The organism is Bradyrhizobium sp. SZCCHNR1002 (genome assembly GCF_032381435.1).
Taxonomy (GTDB): Bacteria; Pseudomonadota; Alphaproteobacteria; order Rhizobiales; family Xanthobacteraceae; genus Bradyrhizobium; species Bradyrhizobium aeschynomenes.
In genome coordinates, this window is the sequence record NZ_JAUHIS010000003.1 from 369207 (window position 1) to 389659 (window position 20453).

Sequence of the window (20453 nt, forward strand, 5' to 3'; positions counted from 1 at the left end):
CGATTCCGGATCGGCGCCTCTCGTCTTCAAATGAAGCTGGACGTCAAAACCGCAGCAGCGGCCGCGTCAGGCCGCGCTGTTCGACTGGTCGTTGCCGGCCGCCGGCGCCGCCTTGGCGCCGCCCTTGGACACGCCGACCAGCGCCGGGCGCAGCACGCGCTCGCCGATCATGAAGCCGGCCTGGACGACTTGCACCACGGTGCCCGACGGCACCGACGCATCCGGGACCTCGTACATCGCCTGCTGGAAGTTGGGATCGAACTTCTGCCCCGTCGGATCGAACTTCTTGACGCCGTTCTTCTCCAGCGTATTGAGCAGCGAGCGCTCGGTGAGCTCGACGCCCTCGATCAGCGACTTCAGGCCGGGATCGGCATTGTCCCGCGTTTCCGCCGGCACGGCATCGAGCGCGCGCTGCAGATTGTCGGCGATGTCGAGCACGTCGCGCGCGAAGCCGGTGATGCCGTACATCCGCGCGTCGGCGACCTCGCGGGCGGTCCGCTTGCGCAGGTTCTCCATCTCGGCCAGCGTGCGCAGCATCCTGTCGCGTGCTTCGGCGGCCTCCTTGGCGAGAGCCTCCGCTGAGCCGGTCTCGGGGTCGTCAGGCATGATGTAAGGTTTGGAGACCACGGGTTCGCTGGCCTGCGCCGGGTTTTCCGGATCGTTCTTGTGCAGGTCGGGATCGGTCATTGACAGACTCGCAAGTTCGGCTGACGGGTTTGTGATATGGGCGGGATATCGTGCTTTGGGCGTGGAAAATCAAGCACGGCCTGACGGCGGCGCCCTTTGCGGGTTAACCATGTCGAATGTCAGCCGCCCAACAGACGGCTGACCAGACGTGCCGCGTAATCGACGGTCGGAATCACGCGGGCATAGTTCAGGCGGGTCGGGCCGATGACGCCGAGCACGCCGACGATGCGTCCGGTGGCGTCCGAATAAGGCGAGACGATCGTCGACGAGCCGGACAGCGAGAACAGCTTGTTCTCCGAGCCGATGAAGATGCGAACACCTTCCGCGCTCTCCGCACGCCCGAGCAGATCGACGACGCCGCGCTTGGTCTCGAGATCGTCGAACAACCGGCGGACGCGTTCGAGATCTTCGAGTGCATGCAGATCCTCGAGCAGATTGGCGTGACCACGCACGATGAGCTGACGGTCGTCGCTGTCACCGCCCGACCAGCTGGCGACTCCTGCGGCGATCACCTTCTGCGTCAGCTGATCGAGCTCGGCCCGGTCGCGCGCCAGTGCCGTCTCGAGCTCGAGCCGGGCTTCCGCCAGGGTCCGTCCGCGAATCCGCGAATTGAGGAAATTGGCGGCCTCGGTGAGCGCCGAGGACGGCACGCCGGGCGGCAGCGTCAGCACGCGGTTTTCGACCTGACCGTCCTCGCCGACCAGCACGACCAGCGCGCGCTCCGGCTCCAGGCGGACGAATTCGATGTGCTTCAGCCGCGTGTTGGACTTGGCGGTGAGAACCACGGCGGCGGCACGGGTCAGACCGGAGAGCCGTGTCAACGCCTCGTCCAGCGCCGCTTCCACGGACTGGGCGCGGCCGACGGAGGCAAGCTGGCTCTGGATCGCCTGCCGCTCGGCCTCGGTCATGTCGCCGACCTGCATCAGGGCGTCGACGAAGAAGCGCAAGCCCGCCTCGGTCGGCAGCCGGCCGGCCGAGGTATGCGGCGCATAGATCAGGCCGAGCTGCTCCAGATCGGCCATCACGTTGCGCACGGAGGCCGGCGACAAGGGAACCGCGATCAGCCGCGAAATGTTGCGCGAGCCGACGGGCTCGCCGGTCGCGAGGTAGCTCTCGACGATCTGGCGAAAGATCTCGCGCGACCGCTCATTGAGCTGCGCGAGCCCCGCGGGCGGTGTCATCAGGTTGATCGGATCGTGGTGGGCCACCAGATATCCTCCTCACCCATCTGCATGTAATTTGGCCATGCGGCGGCTCGGTGGCAAGCCGATCTTGAGCGGGTGCTCCGGCGCTGATTCGCGCCCGATTATGCCCTTGCCGCTGCGGGTCCCGGCTCCTACAAGGCCGATCAGATGGGCCTTCTGCCTTTTTACGGAGAGAATCATGCGGCCGAGCCGCCGTGCACCGGATGAATTGCGGGCCGTGAGCCTGGAACGCGGCGTCGTCAAATATGCCGAGGGCTCCTGCCTGGTGAAGTTCGGCGACACCCATGTCCTGGTCACCGCCACGCTCGAGGACAGGCTGCCGCCCTGGCTCAAGGGCCAGGGGCGCGGCTGGATTACCGCCGAATACGGCATGTTGCCGCGCGCCACGCTGGAGCGGACCCGGCGCGAGGCCTCGGCCGGCAAGCAGACCGGGCGCACCGTCGAGATCCAGCGCCTGATCGGCCGCTCGCTGCGCACCGCGATCGACCTGGAAGCGCTCGGCGAGCGCCAGATCACGGTCGATTGCGACGTGCTGCAGGCCGATGGCGGCACCCGCACCGCCTCGATCACCGGCGCCTGGGTCGCGCTGGCCGACTGCATCCGCTGGATGAAGTCGCGCAACATGATCAAGACCGAGGTGCTGCGCGCCAACGTCGCCGCGATCTCCTGCGGCATCTACAACGGCACGCCGGTGCTCGATCTCGACTATGCCGAGGATTCCGAGGCCGAGACGGACGCCAATTTCGTCATGACCGGCGACGGCCGCATCATCGAGGTGCAGGGCACGGCGGAGAAGACCCCGTTCACCGAGGCCGAGTTCCTGGCGCTGATGGCGCTGGCACGCAAGGGCGTCGCCCGGCTGGTCGATTTGCAGAAGATGGCGGTCGCGTGAGCAGCAGCCACCGCAAGCTCACCGGCCGCATCGTCATTGCGACCCACAATCCCGGCAAGCTCGCCGAGATGCGCGAGCTGCTGGCGCCCTACGGCATCGAGGCGGTTTCGGCCGGCGAGCTCGGGCTCGGCGAGCCCGACGAGACCGGCGAGACGTTCGAAGCCAATGCCCGCATCAAGGCGGTGGCCGCGGCAGAGGCTGCGCAACTGCCGGCCTTCGCCGACGATTCGGGCATCGTGGTGCATGGGCTCGACGGCGCGCCGGGCATCTACTCGGCGCGCTGGGCCGGCCCGGGCAAGGACTTCACTGCGGCGATGACGCGGATCGAGCGGCTGCTGCAGGAGCGTGGCGCTGTCAGCGCCGACCGCCGCGGCGCCCATTTCGTCTCGGCGCTGTGCGTCGCCTGGCCTGACGGCCACATCGAGGAGGTCGAGGCGCGGGTCGACGGCACCCTGGTCTGGCCGCCGCGGGGCACGGCCGGCTTCGGCTACGACCCGATGTTCCTGCCCGACGGGCACGATCGCACCTTCGGCGAGATGACCAGCATCGAGAAGCACGGATTGCCGCCGCTCGGCCTCGGCCTGTCGCACCGGGCCCGCGCCTTCGTGAAGCTCGCGGAGATCTGCCTTGACCAGCGCTGACAGCGAAGCGTTCGGCGTCTATGTGCACTGGCCGTTCTGCCTGTCGAAATGTCCGTATTGCGACTTCAACAGTCACGTCCGCCACGCCGCCATCGACCAGGAGCGTTTCGCCCGCGCCTTCGCGCAGGAGATCGCGACCACCGCCGCCCGCATTGGACCCCGCACCGTCACCTCGATCTTCCTCGGCGGCGGCACGCCGTCGCTGATGCAGCCGCAGACCGTCGGCGCGATTCTGGATGCGATCGGCAAGCACTGGCGCGTCGCCGGTGACGTCGAGGTGTCGCTGGAAGCCAATCCGACCAGCGTCGAGGCGACGCGCTTTGCCGGCTATCGCGCCGCCGGCGTCAACCGCGTCTCGCTCGGCGTCCAGGCGATGGACGATGCCTCGCTGAAGATGCTGGGACGTCTGCACACGGCGGAGGAAGCGATGCAGGCGGTGGCGATCGCGCGCGGCGCGTTCGACCGCTATTCCTTCGACCTGATCTATGCCCGGCCCGACCAGACGCCGGCGATGTGGACCGAGGAGCTGGAGCGCGCGATCGGCGAGGCCGCCGAGCATCTGTCGCTGTATCAGCTCACGATCGAGGAGGGCACGCCGTTCTTCGGGCTGCATGCCGCCGGCAAGCTGAAGACGCCCGACGAGGGCCTGGCGCGCACGCTGTACGACGTGACGCAGGAGATCTGCGCCCGTCACGGCCTGCCGGCCTATGAGATCTCCAACCATGCCCGTCGCGGCGCGGAGTGCCGGCACAATCTCGTCTATTGGCGCGGCCAGGAATATGCCGGCATCGGTCCCGGCGCCCATGGCCGGCTCGACATTGACGGCATCCGGCACGCCACCGCGACCGACAAGCGGCCCGAGGCCTGGGTGATGCGGGTCGAATCCACTGGACACGGCGTCATGACGGACGACCTGCTCAATCGCGAGGAGCGCGCCGACGAGTTTCTGCTGATGGGGCTCCGGCTCGCCGAAGGCATCGACCCACGGCGTTATGCCGCGATCTCGGGGCGAGCACTCGATCCGCGCCGCATCGCGCTGCTGCGCGAGGAGGGCGCGATCGCGGTCGACACCGACGGACGGCTGCGCGTCACGCAGGAGGGTTTTCCGGTGCTGGACGCCGTCGTCGCCGATCTCGCCGCCTGAGGCGGCCGGCGCACTCGTCTTCGTTTGCGTCGCGCTGAAGCTAGGTCGCGCTGAAGCTCTTGGGCGCACCGGCCACGGCCTGCGCGCCGCCGCTGCCGACGCGCATGACCGCGAGCCCGCGCTCGTTGGTGCCGTCGCTGCGGAACCGAAACAGCCCGTCGATCCCGGCAAAGCCGGATGAGTTGGTCAGCACGTCCGGCGCGAAGCGTTGTGCGCCTTGCGTGCGCGCCAGCGCGGCAACCAGCGCCACGGCATCATAGGCCAGCGTTGCCGTGCGCACGGGATCGCCGCCAAAACGCGTGCGGTAGCGGCCGGCGAAGGCACGGAAGCCCGAAGGATCGGGCGCGGCATAGACACCGCCTTGCATGCTGGCGCTGTTGTAGACGCGCGGATGGTCCCACAACCCGGTGCCCAGCAGCTGGATGTTGCGCAGGTTCGCACCGGCCGCCGTGAGCGCATCGGCGGTTGCCACGACCGAATCGCCGTCGTCGGCCAGCAGCAGCGCATCGGCGCCGCCGAGCGCCTGCGCCACGGCCCGTGCGGGCATCGTGCGGTCGCCGGAATATTTCTCGAACGCCACGATTCGTCCGCCGCGGCGGGTGACGGCCGTCTTGAAGGCGCCCTCGACGACGGTGCCATAGGCATTGTCCGGGAGCAGCGCGGCAAAGGAACGTTTTCCCACGCTCGCGGAATAGTCGACGATGCGGGTGGCATCGGACTCCGGCAGGAAGCTCAGCAGATAGACGCCCCGTCCGGCGACGCTCGAATCGGTCGAGAAGGCGATCACCGAGACGTTGCGCGTCCGCGCCACCTGCGCGGTCGCCGGCACCGAGCCGGCGAACAACGGCCCGAGGATGATCTCCGCGCCTTCGTCGCACGCCTGTTGCGCGCTTTGCTGCGCGCCTTGCGGACTACCGGCGTCGTCCTTGATCAGGAGCTGGATGTTGGGGTTCTGAAACTCGGCCAGCGCCATCTCGGCCGCGCTCTTCATCGATTGCGCGGCGACGCCGGCGTTGCCCGATGCCGACAGCGGCAGGATCAGCCCGACCTTGACCTGACCGTTACCGGCCACCGCCGGCTGCTGCGGCGGTCCGGCGGGCGCCGTGGGCTGCTCGAATGGGTTCGAAAGCTGGCCGAAGCCCTGCTGGACGTTAGAACATGCCGACAGCAGCGGCGCGCCGAGGATCAGGCCAAGCGCCGTTCGCCGGGCAACCCCCTGGGGTCCCGGACCGTGAGAACTGGGATGACGCGGGCCCACCATGGCATCTCTTCGCTCGGCCGAGACCGGCCACAAGTTCCCCAACCGCACGTCCCCCAGGCCGTGCTGATTCACTCATATTGTCGACGAATAGTTAAGCAAAACAAAAGGCTGTCAGAGCCACACAGAATATCAAATCGACGTTTTGCACGGCCTATCCCCTGCTCGAAGCAATGCCCTTTGAAGTGCATTTTCGAACTTGAAGCTCTGATGAACGGCGCGGCCGGTCATGCTGGTTGGACCTTCACATTCATAGAACCACTGTTCCACGGTGGCATTCCCAGCCCCGGCCCTTTAAATTACCCCGATGGGCGCCAAGGCAATCCCGAACATCTCGCCGGACGACGGCAAATCTTCCACCTCATGGACATATCTGGTGGCGGGGCAGCGCGTGATGGCGCAGCGGGCGCGGCCGGGCCTGTACCTCGTGGCAACACCGATCGGCAATCTCGGCGACATCACGCTGCGCGCACTGGAGACGCTGGCCGGCGCTGACATCATCTTCTGCGAGGACACGCGAATCACGCGGCGGCTGGCCGAGCGCTACGGCCTAGGCGCCGAGCTTGCCGCCTACCACGAGCACAATGCCGAAGCGGTCAGGCCGAAGATTCTGCAGCGCCTGTCCGAGGGCGCGGCCATTGCGCTGGTGTCGGACGCCGGCACGCCGCTGATCTCAGACCCCGGCTACAAGCTGGTTCGCGCCGCCTGCGAGGCTGGACACGGCGTCACGGCCCTGCCGGGCCCCTCCGCGGTGCTCGCCGCGCTGAGTGTCGCGGCGCTGCCGACCGACCGGTTCTTCTTCGAAGGCTTTCTTCCCGCCAAGCAGCAGGCGCGGCGCACGCGGCTGGCGGAGCTGGCGCGCGTCGAGGCCACGCTCGTGATGTTCGAGGCGGGAAGCCGCGTGCAGGAAACGCTCGCCGATCTCGCCGACGTCATGGCGGGGCGGCAGGCCGCGATCTGTCGCGAGCTCACCAAGCTGCATGAGGAAGTTCTCCGCGGCCCCGTGCGCGCGCTCGCCGCCCAGGCCGACGAGCTCGAAACGCGCGGCGAGTTCGTGCTGGTGATCGGGCCGCCGCCGCGCGATGCCGCGGTGCTGACGCAGGATGCGCTGGACGCGCTGCTCAAGGATCTCCTGCCGCGGTCGAGCGTCAAGGACGCGGTCATGCATGCCGTCGAGTTGTCGGGCCGGCCACGCCGCGAGGTCTATGCGCGCGCGCTCGAGCTTGCCAAGGACGCGCGGTCGGGAGAGGCCGATGGCGAAGACTGAGCGTGCGTCCCCCGACAAGCCCGTCAAGACCGCCGCGCCGGAGCGCGTCGCCGCCTTCCGCACCGGCCTCTCGGCCGAAGCCCGCGCCGCCGCACTGCTGATGGCCAAGGGCTATCGAATTCTCGCCAAGCGCTTCCGCACGCCACATGGCGAGATCGACATCATTGCGCGCAAACGCGACCTCGTCGCCTTCGTCGAGGTCAAGGCGCGCGCCTCGCTCGACGACGCCGCCTATGCGGTGACGCCGCGCCAGCAGCAGCGCATCATCAATGCCGCGCAGGCCTGGCTGATGGCGCATTCCGATCATGCCGAATTGGAGCTGCGCTTCGACGCGATTCTGGTTGCGCCGCGCAGCCTGCCGCGCCATCTGGTGGCGGCCTTCGACGCCAGCACCTGACATGAACTGATCGCAGAGAGCAGGGACCTGCCCATGAAACTGAACGTCGCCGTCCAGATGGACCCCATCGCGCGCATCAACATCCGCGGCGACTCGACATTTGCCATGCTGCTCGAAGCACAGCGGCGCGGCCATGGCCTGTGCTACTACACGCCGGACAAGCTGTCGCTGCGGGGCGAGGAGCTGTACGCTCCGGTGCAGGCGCTGACGGTGCGCGACCAGGTCGGCGACCATTTCACGCTCGGCGAGCCGAAGCCGACGGCGCTGACCTCGTTCGACGTCGTGCTGCTGCGGCAGGATCCGCCGTTCGATCTCGCCTACATCACCTCGACGCATTTCCTCGAGCGCATCCATCCGAAGACGCTGGTGGTGAATGACCCCGCCAGTGTGCGCAATGCGCCGGAAAAGCTGTTCGTGATGAACTTTCCGCAGCTGATGCCGCCGACCTTGATCTCGCGCGATCTCGACGAGATCAACGCCTTCCGCGATCAGCACGGCGCCGTGGTGATGAAGCCGCTGCACGGCCATGGCGGTGCGGCGGTGTTCCGCGTGATGCCGCAGGACATGAATTTCGGCTCGCTGTTCGACATGTTCTCGGTGACGTTCAGGGAGCCCTGGGTGATCCAGCGCTTCCTCCCCGAGGTGAAACATGGCGACAAGCGCATCATCCTGGTCGACGGCGAGTTCGCCGGCGCCGTCAACCGCGTGCCGGCGGCTGACGATCTGCGCTCCAACATGGTGCGCGGCGGCGCCGCGCAGGCGACCGATCTCAGCGCGCGCGAGCGCGAGATCTGCGACACGCTGGGTCCGGAGCTGCGCGCGCGCGGCCTGCTGCTGGTCGGCATCGACGTGATCGACGGCAATCTCACCGAGATCAACGTGACCTCGCCGACCGGCATCCGCGCGATCTCGCGGCTTGGCGGCCCAGACATCGCCGCGCGCGTGTGGGACGTGATCGAGGCCAAGCGGCGCTGATGTCCTCACGCATCATGGCTGGGGATAAGCTCGCGGATATCACGGCCTGCGCTGTCTCCGGCCCGTTTCGTCGTCAGCCCGAGCGCTGACGACGGCTCAATTCATGCTATCGCAGATCCCATGCGTCTCGTCCTGACCACCTGGAACATCAACTCGGTGCGCCTGCGCATCGACCTCGTCGCCAAGCTCATCAAGCAGGTCAGGCCCGATGTGCTGTGCCTGCAGGAGACCAAGTGCATCGACGATGCCTTCCCGCTGAAACGGTTCAAGCGGCTCGGCTATGAGCACATCGCGCTGAACGGGCAGAAGGGCTATCACGGCGTCGCCGTGATCTCGAAATGGCCGTTCGAGGATACGAACGTCCGCACGTTCTGCGACAAGGTGGACTCACGCCACATTACGGTGGCGTTCGGCGAGAAGGCGCGGCTGGCGCAGCCGCTGGTGTTGCATAATTTCTACGTGCCCGCCGGCGGCGACATTCCCGATCCCGCGCTCAATCCGAAGTTCGAGCACAAGCTGCAATTCCTCGACGAGATGAAGTCGTGCGAGCCGCTGCATCCACGCGGCGACGACCGCCACATCCTGGTCGGCGATCTCAACGTCGCGCCGCATGAGCACGACGTCTGGTCGCACAAGCAGCTGTTGAAGGTGGTCTCGCACACGCCGATCGAATGCGAGAAGCTCTTGGCGGCTCAGACCCAGGGCGAATGGGTCGACGTCGCGCGCGAGCGCATCGCGATGTCGGAGAAGGTCTATACATGGTGGAGCTATCGCGCCGCCGACTGGACCATCGGCAATCGCGGCCGCCGGCTCGACCACATCTGGGTGTCGCGCGCGCTGAAGGACCGTGTCAGCGATTTCAGCATCCTGCGCGACGCCCGCAGCTGGGAGCGTCCGTCGGACCACGTGCCGGTCACGGTGACCTTGGACGTTTAACAGCGTCCGAATTCTTGCACGGGCTCGCTGCGATCTCCGTTCACCTCTCCCCGCCGGGGAGAGGTGAAGATCTCACGACGTCAGCTTGGCGCCGGCCATCAGGATGTCGTTGGCGATTCGGCTGGCGCGGTGGGCGAATTCGTCGCGCAGGCGGCGCGCGGCCACGGCGTCGCTCTCCAGCACGCGCTGAAACAGGCTGCGAGAGATGCGCACCACGGTGGAATATTCCAGAGCGGTGGCCGTCGCCGGGCGGCGCATCTCGACCAGCAGCGCCAGCTCGCCGATCAGCATGCTGGGCCTGGCGACGATCTCGGCGCCGCCTTCGTCGCTGACACTCAGCGCGCCGCGCTGGACGACATAGCCGCAATCGGCCGTGTCGCCCTCGCGAAACAGGGTCTCGCCGCTCTGGATGTTACGCTGCTCGGAGCCGATCGCGATCATGCGCAGTGAATCGCTTCCCAACAGACGCAGGGTCGGGACGCGCTCCAGCAGCGCAATATCGTCTTCGATCGACATCGAGGGCCCGGGGAAGGCGAAATGGAACCAATATCATAGACGGCAAACCGCCAATCCCCGAACGTATCACGGCACCAGCTTGTAGCCACCGGCCTCCGTCACCAGAATCTCTGGATTCGCGGCATCTTTCTCGATTTTCTGCCGCAGACGGTAAATGTGGGTCTCCAGCGTATGGGTGGTGACGCCGGAATTGTAGCCCCAGACCTCCTGGAGCAGGGTCTCGCGCGACACCGGCTGCTGGCCGGCGCGGTAGAGGAAACGCAGGATCGCCGTCTCCTTCTCGGTGAGGCGGACCTTGCGGGCGTTGGCGCCGGTCAGCATCTTCGAGCCCGGCCGGAAGCTGTAGGGGCCGACCGAGAACACCGCGTCCTCGCTCGCCTCGTGCTGGCGCAGCTGGGCGCGGATGCGCGCCAACAGGACGGCGAAGCGGAAGGGCTTGGCGACGTAGTCGTTGGCGCCGGATTCGAGGCCGAGGATCGTGTCCGAATCAGTGTCGTGTCCGGTCAGCATGATGATCGGCGCCTTGAAGCCGCCCTTGCGCAGCGACCGCACCACCTCGCGGCCATCGGTATCGGGCAGGCCGACATCCATCAGCACCAGATCGGGGGAATTGGCCTTTGCCGCGCTGGCGCCCTTGGCGCCGGTGTCCACCGCCTGGGCCTCGAACTCGTCATGCAGCGAGAGCTGCTCCATCAGGGTGTCGCGCAGATCGGTGTCGTCGTCCACGATCAGGATCTTGCGGGCATTGGCCATTGGTACAATCCTCTTGGTGGCGCCGGCGGGAATCCGGGAGGTGGCGCCGTCAACGGTGGGCAAACAGGCTCATCAGCCCTGTTTCGTCTTGAAGTAGGGGGCTGTTACCGATTCACAAGCGCCGGCTACTCTACTCCAGAATTGGGCAGGGAATGCGATGAATGTCCTGGTCGACCCTCGCGGCGGACCATTCGCCGACATTAAGGCAATTGCCGGGCAATGCATGGCAATGAAAAGGCACGTTGTTTCATATCTTTATCGACGAGAGTTGGTGGCATGCCAGCATCGCTGATCGCGATCAGCACCAAGGCCGGGTGCCGGCAGCGCGGCTGGCTCAAGGTCTGGGGCTACGTCATCCCGGTCGCTCTCGGCCGCGGCGGCATCCTGGCCAACAAGCGGGAGGGCGACGGCGGCACTCCGCGCGGCACCTTCTACCCGCGCCGGCTGTGGTGGCGCGCCGACCGGCACCCGCGCCCGCGCACCTCGCTGCCGGTCCGGCTGATCGGCTCCGAGGACGCCTGGTGCGAGGATCCCGCCGACCGGCACTACAACCAGCCGATCCGGCTGCGCGGCGACCAGCCCGGCGACCGGCTGGCGCGCCCGGACCATCTCTACGACTTCATCATCGAGATCGACCACAACACGCGGCCCCGGATCGCGGGGCGCGGCAGTGCCGTGTTCCTGCATCTGGCGCGGCCGCATTTTGGTCCGACGGCCGGCTGCGTGGCGATGACCCACCCGGCGATGCTGCGGCTGTTGCAAAGGATCGGGCCGCGCACCAGGATCGTCATCGCATAAGAAGAGACGGGGAGGACATCATGCGCGCGACCGATCAGCCTGCCGGCGCCTCGGCCATCCTGCGCTCGCATTGGCAGCAGGGGAGCAAGCTCGCCGAACTGCCGCCGGAGCTGCGTCCCCATGACCGCGCCGCCGGCTATGCGATCCAGGCTGCGCTCGAGAACCACTCGGACAAGCCGTTGTTCGGCTGGAAGATCGCGGCCACCAGCGAGGCGGGACAACGCCATATCAATGTCGCCGGTCCGATGGCCGGGCGGATCCTCGCCGAGACGGTGCTGCCGGTGGGCGGCGCCGCTTCCATGGCCGGCAACGCCATGCGCGTGGCCGAGCCGGAATTCGCCTTCCGCCTCGGTGTCGACCTGCCGCCGCGGCCCACACCTTATGATGTCGCCGAGGTGCTCGCCGCCGTCGCCACGCTGCACCCCGCAATCGAAATCCCGGATTCGCGCTTCACCGATTTCGTCGGCGCCGGCGAGGCGCAGCTGATCGCCGACAATGCCTGCGCGCACCAGTTCGTGCTGGGCGAGCCGACCACGGCGGATTGGCGCAGCCGCGACCTGGTCGAGGAGCGCCCGCGAATCAGCCTGCGCGGCGAGACCTTCATCGGCCATGGCCGCAACGTGCTCGGCGATCCCCGCGTGGCTCTGGCCTGGCTGGTCAACGAGCTGCGGCAGCTCGGCATCCCGGTTCGAGCGGGGCAGGTGGTCACCACCGGCACCTGCCATCCGCCGCTGCCGATCGACAGCGGCGACGTGATGGAGGCCGACTTCGGCGATCTCGGACGGGTGTCGGTCCAATTCGAATGAGAGGCAGGAAGGTGAGGCAAGTGCCTCAGCGATGCCCGAAGATCGCCGAGCCGACCCGCACATGGGTCGCACCAAACTGGATCGCGGTGGCGAAGTCCGCGCTCATGCCCATCGAGAGATTCGCAAGACCATTGCGCGCCGCGATCTTGGCCGTCAGGGCGAAATGCGGGCCCGGCGCCTCATCGACCGGTGGAATGCACATCAGGCCTGAAATCTGAAGGCCGTAATCCTTGCGGCAGGCCGCAAGGAAGGCGTCGGCGTCGCCGGGCGCGATGCCCGCCTTCTGCGGTTCCTCGCCGGTGTTGATCTGGACGAACAGCTGCGGATGCCGACCCTGGGCCGCAATCTCCTTGGCGAGCGCCGCGCACAGGCTCGGGCGGTCGACCGAGTGGATCGCGTCGAACAGCGCGACCGCCTCCTTCGCCTTGTTGGACTGCAGCGGTCCGATCAGGTGCAGCACCAGACCCGGATGCGCCGCCATCAGCGCCGGCCACTTGCCCTTGGCCTCCTGGACGCGGTTTTCACCGAAATCCCGTTGGCCGGCCACGATCACCGGCTCGATCGCATCGGCTGCGAAGGTCTTGGAGACGGCAATCAATGTCACCGAGGCGCGTTCACGCTTCGCATCGCGGCAGGCGCGCAGGATCTCCTGCTCGACGGCGGCGAGGGCGGGAGGGGCAGACGAGGTTGAGGCATTCGAGGCATCGGGCACGATGGAGGTCCGTGGATCGGTAGATTTACGGGTTTGGGTGCAATTTTACAGAGTTCGAGAAAGGGTTCTTGAACCCTTCTCCTTACCCTTCACGGCCGGGGTAGGGGAAAGAAATGCCAAGCATCCGCTTCAATCGCAATAGAGTGAAGCTGAACCGGCTGATGGGGATCCGCGCACGCCTGGCGTTGCTCGCCCTGATCCTGGTGGCGCCGCTGATGTTGGAGCGCGCCCGGTCGCTGGAAAGCGCCAGGACCCGGCAGATCGCGCTCGCATCCGAGGAATTCTTTGCTCTCGCGCGGCAGAGTGCCGACATGCAGCGCGAGGTCATCATGTCGGTCGAGACGGTGCTGAAGTCGACCGCCTACGTTCGGGCGTCGGCCACCGGCGTCAGCCGCAGCTGCGACATGATGCGGGCCAGCCTGCCGGCGACGCTGCCCTGGATCCGCACCCTGATGATCGCCGGCCGCGACGGCCGCATTCAGTGCTCCACCAACAATCAATATGTCGGGCTCGACTTCAGCGACCGGCCGTATTTCCGCGGCGCGCAGGAATCGCGCGACTTCGTCTTCAGCGATTATCTGCTGTCGAAGCCGACGCACATGCCGATCGTGATGGCCGCCTATCCGGTCGGTGCGATCACCGGTGAGCCGGATGCGGTGATGCTCGCCAGCGTGAACCTGGAATGGATGTCCAAGATCATGAGCAATCTTGGCAATCGCCCGGGCATCACGGCGGTGCTGATCGACAGCGAGGGAACCGTGCTGGCGGCGCCGGCCGACCGGACCGAGCTGATCGGCCGGCCGCTCGACAGCGTGCCGCTGCTGTCGGCCGTCGCCGAGACGGCGATGAGCTCGAGCAAGCCGACGGAGACGATGAGCTTCACCGCCGCTGACGGCTCCAAGCGCGCCATCACCTTCACCCGCATCGCCGACACCGGCTCGCGCCTGATCGTCAGCATCGACGAGACCCGCGTGACCGCTGCGATCGACCGCGAGATCCGCAACGCCTATCTGCAGGCGGGCCTGGTCTGCCTGATCGTGCTATTGGGTGCGCTGATCGCCGCCGAGAAGCTGATCGTTCGTCCCGTCAGCATGCTCGCCGCCACCGCCAAGCGCTTCGGCCATGGCCACTGGTCGGCGCGGGTCGCGACCAAGCATCTGCCCTCCGAGTTCGTGCCGCTGGCGAAATCCTTCAATGCGATGGCCGCCAAGCTGGGCCAGCGTGAGCGCGAGCTGATCGCGGCCAACGACCGGCTGACGGTGATGGCGTCGATCGACATGCTCTCGGGCCTCGCCAACCGCCGCGGCTTCCAGAACCGGATCGACATCGAGTGGGCGCGCGCCGAGCAGAACGGCAGCGAGCTGTCGCTGCTGATGATCGATGTCGATCATTTCAAGCTCTACAACGACACTTATGGACATCCCGAGGGCGACGCCTGCCTGTCACGCCTCGGCGAGACGCTGTCGCAGATCGCAGGCTCCACGACCGCCTTTGCAGGCCGCTATGGCGGCGAGGAATTCTGCCTGCTGCTGCCGGGCATGAATGCGAGGCAGGCGCTCGAGATCGGCGAGCAGGTCCGCGCCGCCGTGCTCGACCTGGAGCTGCCGCATGCGACCTCGGCGCATCGGTGCGTCACCGTCAGCGTCGGAGTCGCCTCGACGCGCGCGCACGAATCGCTGACGTCCGCCGATCTGATCGAAGCCGCCGATGCCGCGCTCTATGCCGCCAAGCATCGCGGCCGCAACACGGTGGCTGCGCATGGCTTCGGCGATGTCGACGACGACGACAGCAGAGACGTCGCGCGCGCCGGCTGATCCGGCGGGACGCCCCTGCGAGGATCAGCCGACCGCCAGCTTGCGGTCGAGCTCGAGCTCGGTGACGACGCGATTGCGGCCGAGCTTCTTGGCCAAGTAGAGCGCACGGTCACAGCGATCGATCAGATCGGCCATCGACTCGCCGAACTGGAACTGGCCGACGCCGATCGACACCGTGATCTGCGGCAATACCTCGCCGGTCGAGCGCCGGGTGAACTGGCAATCGGCGATGGTGCGGCGGATACGCTCGGCGATCGCCGTGCAGCCTTCGAGGTCAGTCTGCGGCAGCACCGCAATCAGCTCCTCGCCGCCGTAGCGGGCCGGCAGATCCTTCTCACGCACGCGCTCACGCAGTGCCTTGGCCACCAGACGCAGCACCTGGTCGCCGACGCCGTGGCCGTAATTGTCGTTGAACTTCTTGAAGTGGTCGACGTCGATCAGGAGAATGCTGAGCGGCTCGTCGCGCTCCATGGCCTCGATCTGGACGAGACGGAAGAATTCTTCGAGCGCGCGCCGGTTCGGCAGGCCCGTTAGCGTATCGGTGCGCGCGCGCTGCTCCGATTTGTTGAGCGAGTCCCTGATGGTGTCGAGCTCGCGCGACTTCTCGGCGAAGCTCGCCTCGAGCTTCGCGGCGCGCGCGGTCGCCTGGGCGAGCTCGCTGACGAGGCTCTCGATCAGGATCTTCGGATCGACGCCCTGCTCGCTGCGTTCGGCGACGCCGTCGATCGCCTCCATATGCGTGCGGTTGTCGGCGATCGCGGCAGTCAGATAACTTTTGGCGGAGTCCATCACGCCATGCAACTGCTGCGAGACTTTATGGACGACGGCCGCTTCCGTGCCCTGCTGGCCGATATAGGTGTCGAACAGCGCCTGATTGGTGGTCTTGTCGAACTTGCGCTTGTTGCTGACGAGGATGTCGACCGCGCGCTTGAGGTCGGACGCCGAGCCCAGTGAGTATTTGAACCACAGATGGAAGTTGTTAGGCGTCGGTGGCACGCGCTGTTGAGCCATGGATTTCATGGCCTTTTCCGCGACAGTCGTCGCGTACTCGAAGTCAAGCTCGTCGAACGTAGCGCCGGACACGATGAGGAGTGATCCCAGATGCGGGCTTGAAGCCTGGATGTATGCACTCAGTCTCCCATTCAAGTCTTAACCGCGCCTCAACCCGACCTCCGACACCCCCGGCGAGGCCCGCAAAAAACGCGCGATTACCGTCGCTTAGCAGCTGCACGAAATGGTATCATCATCTGCCGCCCCATTGACCGAGGTGCCGCTTTTGTGGCCTAGTCCGCCGTCGAAAAACTGACGCGAATCCTCGAAAATTATAAGCGATTCCATGACATCCGAACGCTACAACGCCCGTGAAGCCGAGCCGCGCTGGCAGCGCGAGTGGGACGACAAGGCGATCTTCGCCACCAAGAACGACGATCCGCGTCCGAAATACTACGTACTCGAGATGTTTCCCTATCCGTCGGGTCGCATCCATATCGGCCATGTCCGTAATTATACGCTCGGTGACGTACTGGCGCGGTTCATGCGCGCCAAGGGCTTCAACGTGCTGCATCCGATGGGCTGGGACGCGTTCGGCCTGCCGGCGGAGAACGCCGCGATCGAGCGCAAGGTGGCGCCGAAGGCGTGGACCTACGACAACATCGCGGCGATGAAGAAGCAGCTGCGCTCGATCGGCCTGTCGCTCGACTGGGCCCGCGAGTTCGCGACCTGCGACCCGTCCTACTACAAGCACCAGCAGAAGATGTTCCTCGACTTCATGCAGGCGGGGCTGGTGGAGCGCGAGAAGCGCAAGGTGAACTGGGATCCGGTCGACATGACCGTGCTCGCCAACGAGCAGGTCATCGACGGCCGCGGCTGGCGCTCCGGTGCGGTGGTCGAACAGCGTGAGATGAACCAGTGGGTGTTCAAGATCACGAAGTACTCGCAGGAGCTGCTGGACGCGCTGGACGGCCTGGACCGCTGGCCGGACAAGGTGCGGCTGATGCAGCGGAACTGGATCGGCCGCTCCGAGGGCCTGCTGATCCGCTTCGCACTTGATCAGGCGACGACGCCGGCCGGCGAGACCGAGCTGAAGATTTTCACCACCCGTCCCGACACGCTGTTCGGCGCCAAGTTCATGGCGATCTCGGCGGACCATCCGCTGGCGCAGGCAGCGGCCGCCAAGAATCCGGAGCTCGCCGCGTTCATCGCCGAGATCAAGCGCATCGGCACCGCGCAGGAGGCGATCGACACCGCGGAGAAGCAGGGCTTCGACACCGGCATCCGCGCCGTGCATCCGTTCGACCCGAGCTGGACCCTGCCGGTCTATGTCGCGAACTTCGTGCTGATGGAATATGGCACCGGCGCCATCTTCGGCTGCCCGGCACATGACCAACGCGACCTCGACTTCGTCAACAAATACGGCCTCGGCAACACGCCGGTGGTCTGCCCGGAAGGACAGGACCCCGCGAGCTTCGTCATCACCGACACCGCCTTCGACGGTGACGGGCGGCTGATCAATTCGCGCTTCCTCGACGGCATGACCATCGCGCAGGCCAAGGACGAAGTCGCCAAGCGGCTGGAGAGCGAGCAGCGCGGCGGCGCTGCCGTCGGCGAGCGCCAGGTCAATTTCCGCCTGCGCGACTGGGGCATCTCGCGGCAGCGCTATTGGGGCTGTCCGATCCCGGTGATCCACTGCGCCAAATGCGATGTCGTGCCTGTGCCGGCCAAGGACCTGCCCGTGGTGCTGCCGGATGACGTCACCTTCGACAAGCCGGGCAACGCGCTGGACCATCATCCGACCTGGAAGCACGTCACCTGTCCGACATGCGGCGGCAAGGCCACGCGCGAAACCGACACCATGGACACCTTCGTGGATTCGTCCTGGTACTTCGCGCGCTTCACCGATCCGTGGAACGAGAGCGCGCCGACGACGCCTGAGGTCGCCAACCGGATGATGCCGGTCGACCAGTATATCGGCGGCGTCGAGCACGCGATCCTGCACCTGCTGTACAGCCGCTTCTTCACCCGCGCGATGAAGGCGACCGGGCACGTCGCGATGGACGAGCCGTTCGCCGGCATGTTCACGCAGGGCATGGTGGTGCACGAGACCTACCAGAAGGCCGACGGCACCTTCGTCAATCCGGCCGAGGTCAAGATCGAGATCGGCGGCAATGGCCGCCGCGCGGTGCTGACCGCGACCGGCGAAGACATCACGATCGGCCCGATCGAGAAGATGTCGAAGTCGAAGAAGAACACCGTCGACCCCGACGACATCATCGAGAGCTACGGCGCCGACGTCGCGCGCTGGTTCATGCTGTCGGACTCGCCGCCGGATCGCGACGTGATCTGGAGCGACGAGCGGGTGCAGGGCGCGGCGCGCTTCGTCCAGCGTCTCTGGCGGCTGGTCAACGAATCGGTCGCGGCAACGGCGGAGGTCCCCTCCTCCCGTCCCGCCACGTTCGGCCCGGACGCGCTGGCGCTGCGCAAGGCCGCCCATGGGGCGCTGGACAAGGTGACCGGCGGCATCGAGCGGCTGCACTTCAACGTCTGCCTGGCGCATATCCGCGAATTCGCCAATGCGCTGGCCGACGTGCTGGCAAAGCCGGCCAAGCCGGCGCCGGACCTGGCGTTCGCGATTCGCGAGGCGGCGGGCATCCTGGTGCAGCTGTTCTCGCCCATGATGCCGCATCTGGCCGAGGAATGCTGGCAGGTGCTGGGTCACTCCGGCCTGATCTCGGAGGCCTCCTGGCCGCAAATCGAACGAGATTTGCTGGTTGAGGACAGCATGACCCTGGTCGTGCAGGTCAACGGCAAGAAGCGCGGAGAAGTCACAGTCGCCAGCAACGCGCAGAATCCGGAAATTGAGTCTGCCGTTTTGGCCCTCGATGCAGTAAAACTGACGCTGGACGGCAAGCCCGTCCGCAAGGTGATCATTGTTCCCAAGAGGATCGTGAATGTCGTCGGCTAGGTTTCGGATCGCTGCACGCCTGGTTGCCGTGGCCGCATTGGCCGGGCTGACGGCCGGCTGCTTCCAGCCGATGTATGCCGAGCATGCCGACGGCACGCCGGGCCTGCGCGAAAAGCTGATGGGTATCGAGCTGCCGCCGGTCGACAAGCCGAACGCCTCGCCGGAGGCGCGCATCGGCGTCGACATCCGCAACGCGCTTGCGTTCAAGCTCTATGGCACCGCGACCGGCACCGCTCCGACCCACAAGCTGGTGCTGAGGTTCCAGACCAGCCGGTCCTCCCTGATCGTCTCGCAGACGACCGGCCTGCCGACCACCGAAAACGTCGGCCTCGACGTGCAGTACAATCTGGTCGATCTGGCCACGAACAAGTCGGTGATGACCGGAACGACGTTCGCTCGGACGTCCTACGACATCCCCGGCTCGTACCAGCGCTTCGCCCGTCAGCGCGCGTTCCGCGATGCCGAGGATCGCGCCTCCGAGGAGGTGGCCGAGAAGATCAAGACGCGGCTCGCGGCCTATTTCACCGCGGGCACCTGATCCACGGCTGACAACGCCGTGGTCGCGCTGCGCGGACGAGACATCGATGCCTTCCTGGCCAGACCGGACGCTGCGCGTCCGCTGATCCTGCTGTATGGCCCGGATGCCGGTCTGGTCCGTGAACGGGCCGAGGCGCTGATCGCCTCCGCGGTCGATCATCCCGACGATCCGTTTTCCGTGGTCAGGCTCGATGGGGACGAGCTTGCCGCCGAGCCGTCGCGGCTCGTCGACGAAGCCATGACGGTCCCACTGTTCGGCGGCCGCCGCGCCATTCGCGTCCGTGCCGGATCGCGCAATTTTGCCAGCGGCGTCGAGACGCTCAGCCAGATGAATGTGCGCGACTGTCGCATCGTGATCGAGGCCGGCGACGTCAGGCCCGATTCGCCGCTGCGCAAGATCTGCGAGAAGGCAGCGTCCGCGGTCGCGATCGCCTGCTACCCGGACACCGAGCGCGATCTCGCCAAGCTGATCGACGACGAATTGCGCATCGCCAGCCTGCGCATCTCGCAAGATGCGCGCGCCTATCTGATGGCGCTGCTCGGCGGCGACCGGCAGGCGTCACGCAACGAAGTGCGCAAGCTGACGCTGTTCGCGCATGGCGAGGGCGAGGTGACGCTCGACCATGTGATGGCCGTGGTCGCGGACGCCTCGGAGATGAAGCTCGACCCGATCGTCGACGGCGCCTTCGGCGGCAAGCCTGACGTGGTCGAGACCGAGTTCGGCAAGGCGATGATCGCCGGGACCTATCCTGGCGTGATCATTTCTGCTGCGCAGCGACATGCAGCATGGCTGCACAAATCGGCGCTCGCCGTCGCTTCGGGGACGCCGGTCTCATCCATCCTCGAAGGCGGTTTCCCGCGGCTGCACTTCTCGCGCAAGCCGAGTGCCGAGACGGCGCTGCGCAACCTCTCCCCTGCCCGGCTGCTGCCGATCATCGACCAGCTCGCGACCGCTGCGCTCGACATGCGCAAGCAGCCCGGGCTCGCGGCGGCGATCGCGCAGCGGACGCTGCTGTCGATCGCCGTGAACGCGCGGCGCAAGGGATGACGGGGTTCGGGACGCTGACTCACTGAAGCGGCGCCGACAATGGCAGTCCCAGTGGACACCAGAGATCGCCCTACAATCTCCGCCGTCATTCCGGGGCGCCCGAAGG

General features: G+C 66.6%; 20 protein-coding genes. 13 read left to right on the forward strand and 7 right to left on the reverse strand.

Features of this window, described 5'->3' with window-relative positions; translation table 11 throughout:
* Positions 1-66: 66 nt before the first annotated feature.
* Entirely contained in the window at positions 67-687 is a 621-nt protein-coding gene (grpE, locus tag QX108_RS17970; RefSeq protein ID WP_172113634.1) for a nucleotide exchange factor GrpE, read from the reverse strand.
* A gap of 119 nt (positions 688-806) precedes the next feature.
* A complete protein-coding gene (hrcA, locus tag QX108_RS17975) occupies positions 807-1895 on the reverse strand; it encodes a heat-inducible transcriptional repressor HrcA (protein ID WP_172113635.1) in 1089 nt (362 codons plus the stop codon).
* Between the two features lie 175 nt (positions 1896-2070).
* On the opposite strand from hrcA, the gene rph reads away from it, so the two are divergent.
* The 3 genes from rph to hemW are packed head-to-tail and all read left to right on the forward strand — an operon-like array spanning position 2071 to position 4569.
* Positions 2071-2784, forward strand: coding sequence for a ribonuclease PH (gene rph, locus QX108_RS17980; RefSeq protein WP_172113636.1), 714 nt, complete (start codon positions 2071-2073; stop codon positions 2782-2784).
* Positions 2781-3425 (forward strand): RdgB/HAM1 family non-canonical purine NTP pyrophosphatase, encoded by a 645-nt coding sequence (gene rdgB / locus QX108_RS17985; protein WP_315723230.1) that lies wholly within the window; start codon positions 2781-2783, stop codon positions 3423-3425. Before rph ends, rdgB begins: the two co-directional genes overlap by 4 nt.
* The gene (hemW, locus tag QX108_RS17990; protein WP_315781008.1) at positions 3412-4569 is read left to right on the forward strand and encodes a radical SAM family heme chaperone HemW; all 1158 of its coding nucleotides are present in this window, start codon (positions 3412-3414) and stop codon (positions 4567-4569) included. Before rdgB ends, hemW begins: the two co-directional genes overlap by 14 nt.
* Before the next feature lie 40 nt (positions 4570-4609).
* Here hemW and QX108_RS17995 read toward each other — a convergent pair whose 3' ends face one another.
* Positions 4610-5830, reverse strand: a complete 1221-nt coding sequence (locus tag QX108_RS17995) for a penicillin-binding protein activator (RefSeq protein ID WP_315723234.1) — start codon at positions 5828-5830, stop codon at positions 4610-4612.
* Between the two features lie 304 nt (positions 5831-6134).
* Here QX108_RS17995 and rsmI point away from each other — a divergent pair, with 304 nt between their 5' ends.
* The 4 genes from rsmI to QX108_RS18015 all read left to right on the forward strand — a co-directional run bounded on the left by rsmI (position 6135) and on the right by QX108_RS18015 (position 9402).
* Positions 6135-7094, forward strand: a complete 960-nt coding sequence (rsmI, locus tag QX108_RS18000; protein ID WP_315781011.1) for a 16S rRNA (cytidine(1402)-2'-O)-methyltransferase — start codon at positions 6135-6137, stop codon at positions 7092-7094.
* Entirely contained in the window at positions 7081-7491 is a 411-nt protein-coding gene (locus QX108_RS18005; protein WP_315781013.1) for a YraN family protein, read from the forward strand. Before rsmI ends, QX108_RS18005 begins: the two co-directional genes overlap by 14 nt.
* 33 nt (positions 7492-7524) lie before the next feature.
* Positions 7525-8466: a glutathione synthase gene (gshB, locus tag QX108_RS18010; protein WP_172113642.1), complete on the forward strand. Its 942-nt coding sequence runs from the start codon at positions 7525-7527 to the stop codon at positions 8464-8466.
* A gap of 120 nt (positions 8467-8586) precedes the next feature.
* Positions 8587-9402, forward strand: a complete 816-nt coding sequence (locus QX108_RS18015) for an exodeoxyribonuclease III (RefSeq protein WP_315723242.1) — start codon at positions 8587-8589, stop codon at positions 9400-9402.
* A gap of 72 nt (positions 9403-9474) precedes the next feature.
* Here QX108_RS18015 and QX108_RS18020 read toward each other — a convergent pair whose 3' ends face one another.
* Complete coding sequence (locus QX108_RS18020) at positions 9475-9918, reverse strand: cyclic nucleotide-binding domain-containing protein (protein WP_172113644.1); 444 nt, start codon at positions 9916-9918, stop codon at positions 9475-9477.
* Between the two features lie 66 nt (positions 9919-9984).
* Positions 9985-10671, reverse strand: a complete 687-nt coding sequence (locus tag QX108_RS18025; RefSeq protein WP_006612692.1) for a response regulator transcription factor — start codon at positions 10669-10671, stop codon at positions 9985-9987.
* A gap of 276 nt (positions 10672-10947) precedes the next feature.
* Here QX108_RS18025 and QX108_RS18030 point away from each other — a divergent pair, with 276 nt between their 5' ends.
* Positions 10948-11469, forward strand: a complete 522-nt coding sequence (locus QX108_RS18030; protein WP_315781016.1) for a L,D-transpeptidase — start codon at positions 10948-10950, stop codon at positions 11467-11469.
* A gap of 20 nt (positions 11470-11489) precedes the next feature.
* Positions 11490-12275: a hydratase gene (locus QX108_RS18035; RefSeq protein ID WP_315781019.1), complete on the forward strand. Its 786-nt coding sequence runs from the start codon at positions 11490-11492 to the stop codon at positions 12273-12275.
* Between the two features lie 25 nt (positions 12276-12300).
* Here QX108_RS18035 and QX108_RS18040 read toward each other — a convergent pair whose 3' ends face one another.
* Entirely contained in the window at positions 12301-12987 is a 687-nt protein-coding gene (locus QX108_RS18040; RefSeq protein WP_315723250.1) for a YggS family pyridoxal phosphate-dependent enzyme, read from the reverse strand.
* Positions 12988-13100: 113 nt separating this feature from the next.
* On the opposite strand from QX108_RS18040, the gene QX108_RS18045 reads away from it, so the two are divergent.
* Positions 13101-14801, forward strand: a complete 1701-nt coding sequence (locus QX108_RS18045; RefSeq protein ID WP_315781021.1) for a diguanylate cyclase domain-containing protein — start codon at positions 13101-13103, stop codon at positions 14799-14801.
* Between the two features lie 24 nt (positions 14802-14825).
* On the opposite strand, the gene QX108_RS18050 is transcribed toward QX108_RS18045, so the two are convergent.
* Positions 14826-15812 carry a GGDEF domain-containing protein gene (locus QX108_RS18050; protein WP_315726533.1) on the reverse strand — a complete coding sequence of 329 codons (987 nt, stop codon included), beginning with the start codon at positions 15810-15812 and terminating at the stop codon, positions 14826-14828.
* A 325-nt stretch (positions 15813-16137) separates the two neighbouring features.
* On the opposite strand from QX108_RS18050, the gene leuS reads away from it, so the two are divergent.
* Genes leuS through holA form a run of 3 tightly spaced genes read left to right on the forward strand, consistent with a single transcriptional unit; the run spans position 16138 to position 20347 of the window.
* Complete coding sequence (leuS, locus tag QX108_RS18055; protein ID WP_315781024.1) at positions 16138-18762, forward strand: leucine--tRNA ligase; 2625 nt, start codon at positions 16138-16140, stop codon at positions 18760-18762.
* Positions 18749-19300: an LPS assembly lipoprotein LptE gene (lptE, locus tag QX108_RS18060; protein WP_172113650.1), complete on the forward strand. Its 552-nt coding sequence runs from the start codon at positions 18749-18751 to the stop codon at positions 19298-19300. The genes leuS and lptE overlap by 14 nt, the downstream gene beginning before the upstream one ends.
* Before the next feature lie 18 nt (positions 19301-19318).
* Complete coding sequence (gene holA / locus QX108_RS18065) at positions 19319-20347, forward strand: DNA polymerase III subunit delta (RefSeq protein WP_315723257.1); 1029 nt, start codon at positions 19319-19321, stop codon at positions 20345-20347.
* The last annotated feature ends 106 nt before the right edge of the window (positions 20348-20453 follow it).

Bases quoted from the DNA above. Each gene is read 5' to 3' on its own strand.
- QX108_RS18045 (WP_315781021.1), top strand. From the start codon at position 13,101: ATGCCAAGCATCCGCTTCAATCGCAATAGAGTGAAGCTGAACCGGCTG.
- QX108_RS18015 (WP_315723242.1), top strand. From the start codon at position 8,587: ATGCGTCTCGTCCTGACCACCTGGAACATCAACTCGGTGCGCCTGCGC.
- grpE (WP_172113634.1), bottom strand. From the start codon at position 687: ATGACCGATCCCGACCTGCACAAGAACGATCCGGAAAACCCGGCGCAG.
- rsmI (WP_315781011.1), top strand. From the start codon at position 6,135: ATGGGCGCCAAGGCAATCCCGAACATCTCGCCGGACGACGGCAAATCT.
- QX108_RS18025 (WP_006612692.1), bottom strand. From the start codon at position 10,671: ATGGCCAATGCCCGCAAGATCCTGATCGTGGACGACGACACCGATCTG.
- QX108_RS18035 (WP_315781019.1), top strand. From the start codon at position 11,490: ATGCGCGCGACCGATCAGCCTGCCGGCGCCTCGGCCATCCTGCGCTCG.
- lptE (WP_172113650.1), top strand. From the start codon at position 18,749: ATGTCGTCGGCTAGGTTTCGGATCGCTGCACGCCTGGTTGCCGTGGCC.
- leuS (WP_315781024.1), top strand. From the start codon at position 16,138: ATGACATCCGAACGCTACAACGCCCGTGAAGCCGAGCCGCGCTGGCAG.
- QX108_RS17995 (WP_315723234.1), bottom strand. From the start codon at position 5,830: ATGGTGGGCCCGCGTCATCCCAGTTCTCACGGTCCGGGACCCCAGGGG.
- QX108_RS18050 (WP_315726533.1), bottom strand. From the start codon at position 15,812: ATGGCTCAACAGCGCGTGCCACCGACGCCTAACAACTTCCATCTGTGG.
- gshB (WP_172113642.1), top strand. From the start codon at position 7,525: ATGAAACTGAACGTCGCCGTCCAGATGGACCCCATCGCGCGCATCAAC.
- rph (WP_172113636.1), top strand. From the start codon at position 2,071: ATGCGGCCGAGCCGCCGTGCACCGGATGAATTGCGGGCCGTGAGCCTG.
- QX108_RS18030 (WP_315781016.1), top strand. From the start codon at position 10,948: ATGCCAGCATCGCTGATCGCGATCAGCACCAAGGCCGGGTGCCGGCAG.
- QX108_RS18005 (WP_315781013.1), top strand. From the start codon at position 7,081: ATGGCGAAGACTGAGCGTGCGTCCCCCGACAAGCCCGTCAAGACCGCC.
- QX108_RS18020 (WP_172113644.1), bottom strand. From the start codon at position 9,918: ATGTCGATCGAAGACGATATTGCGCTGCTGGAGCGCGTCCCGACCCTG.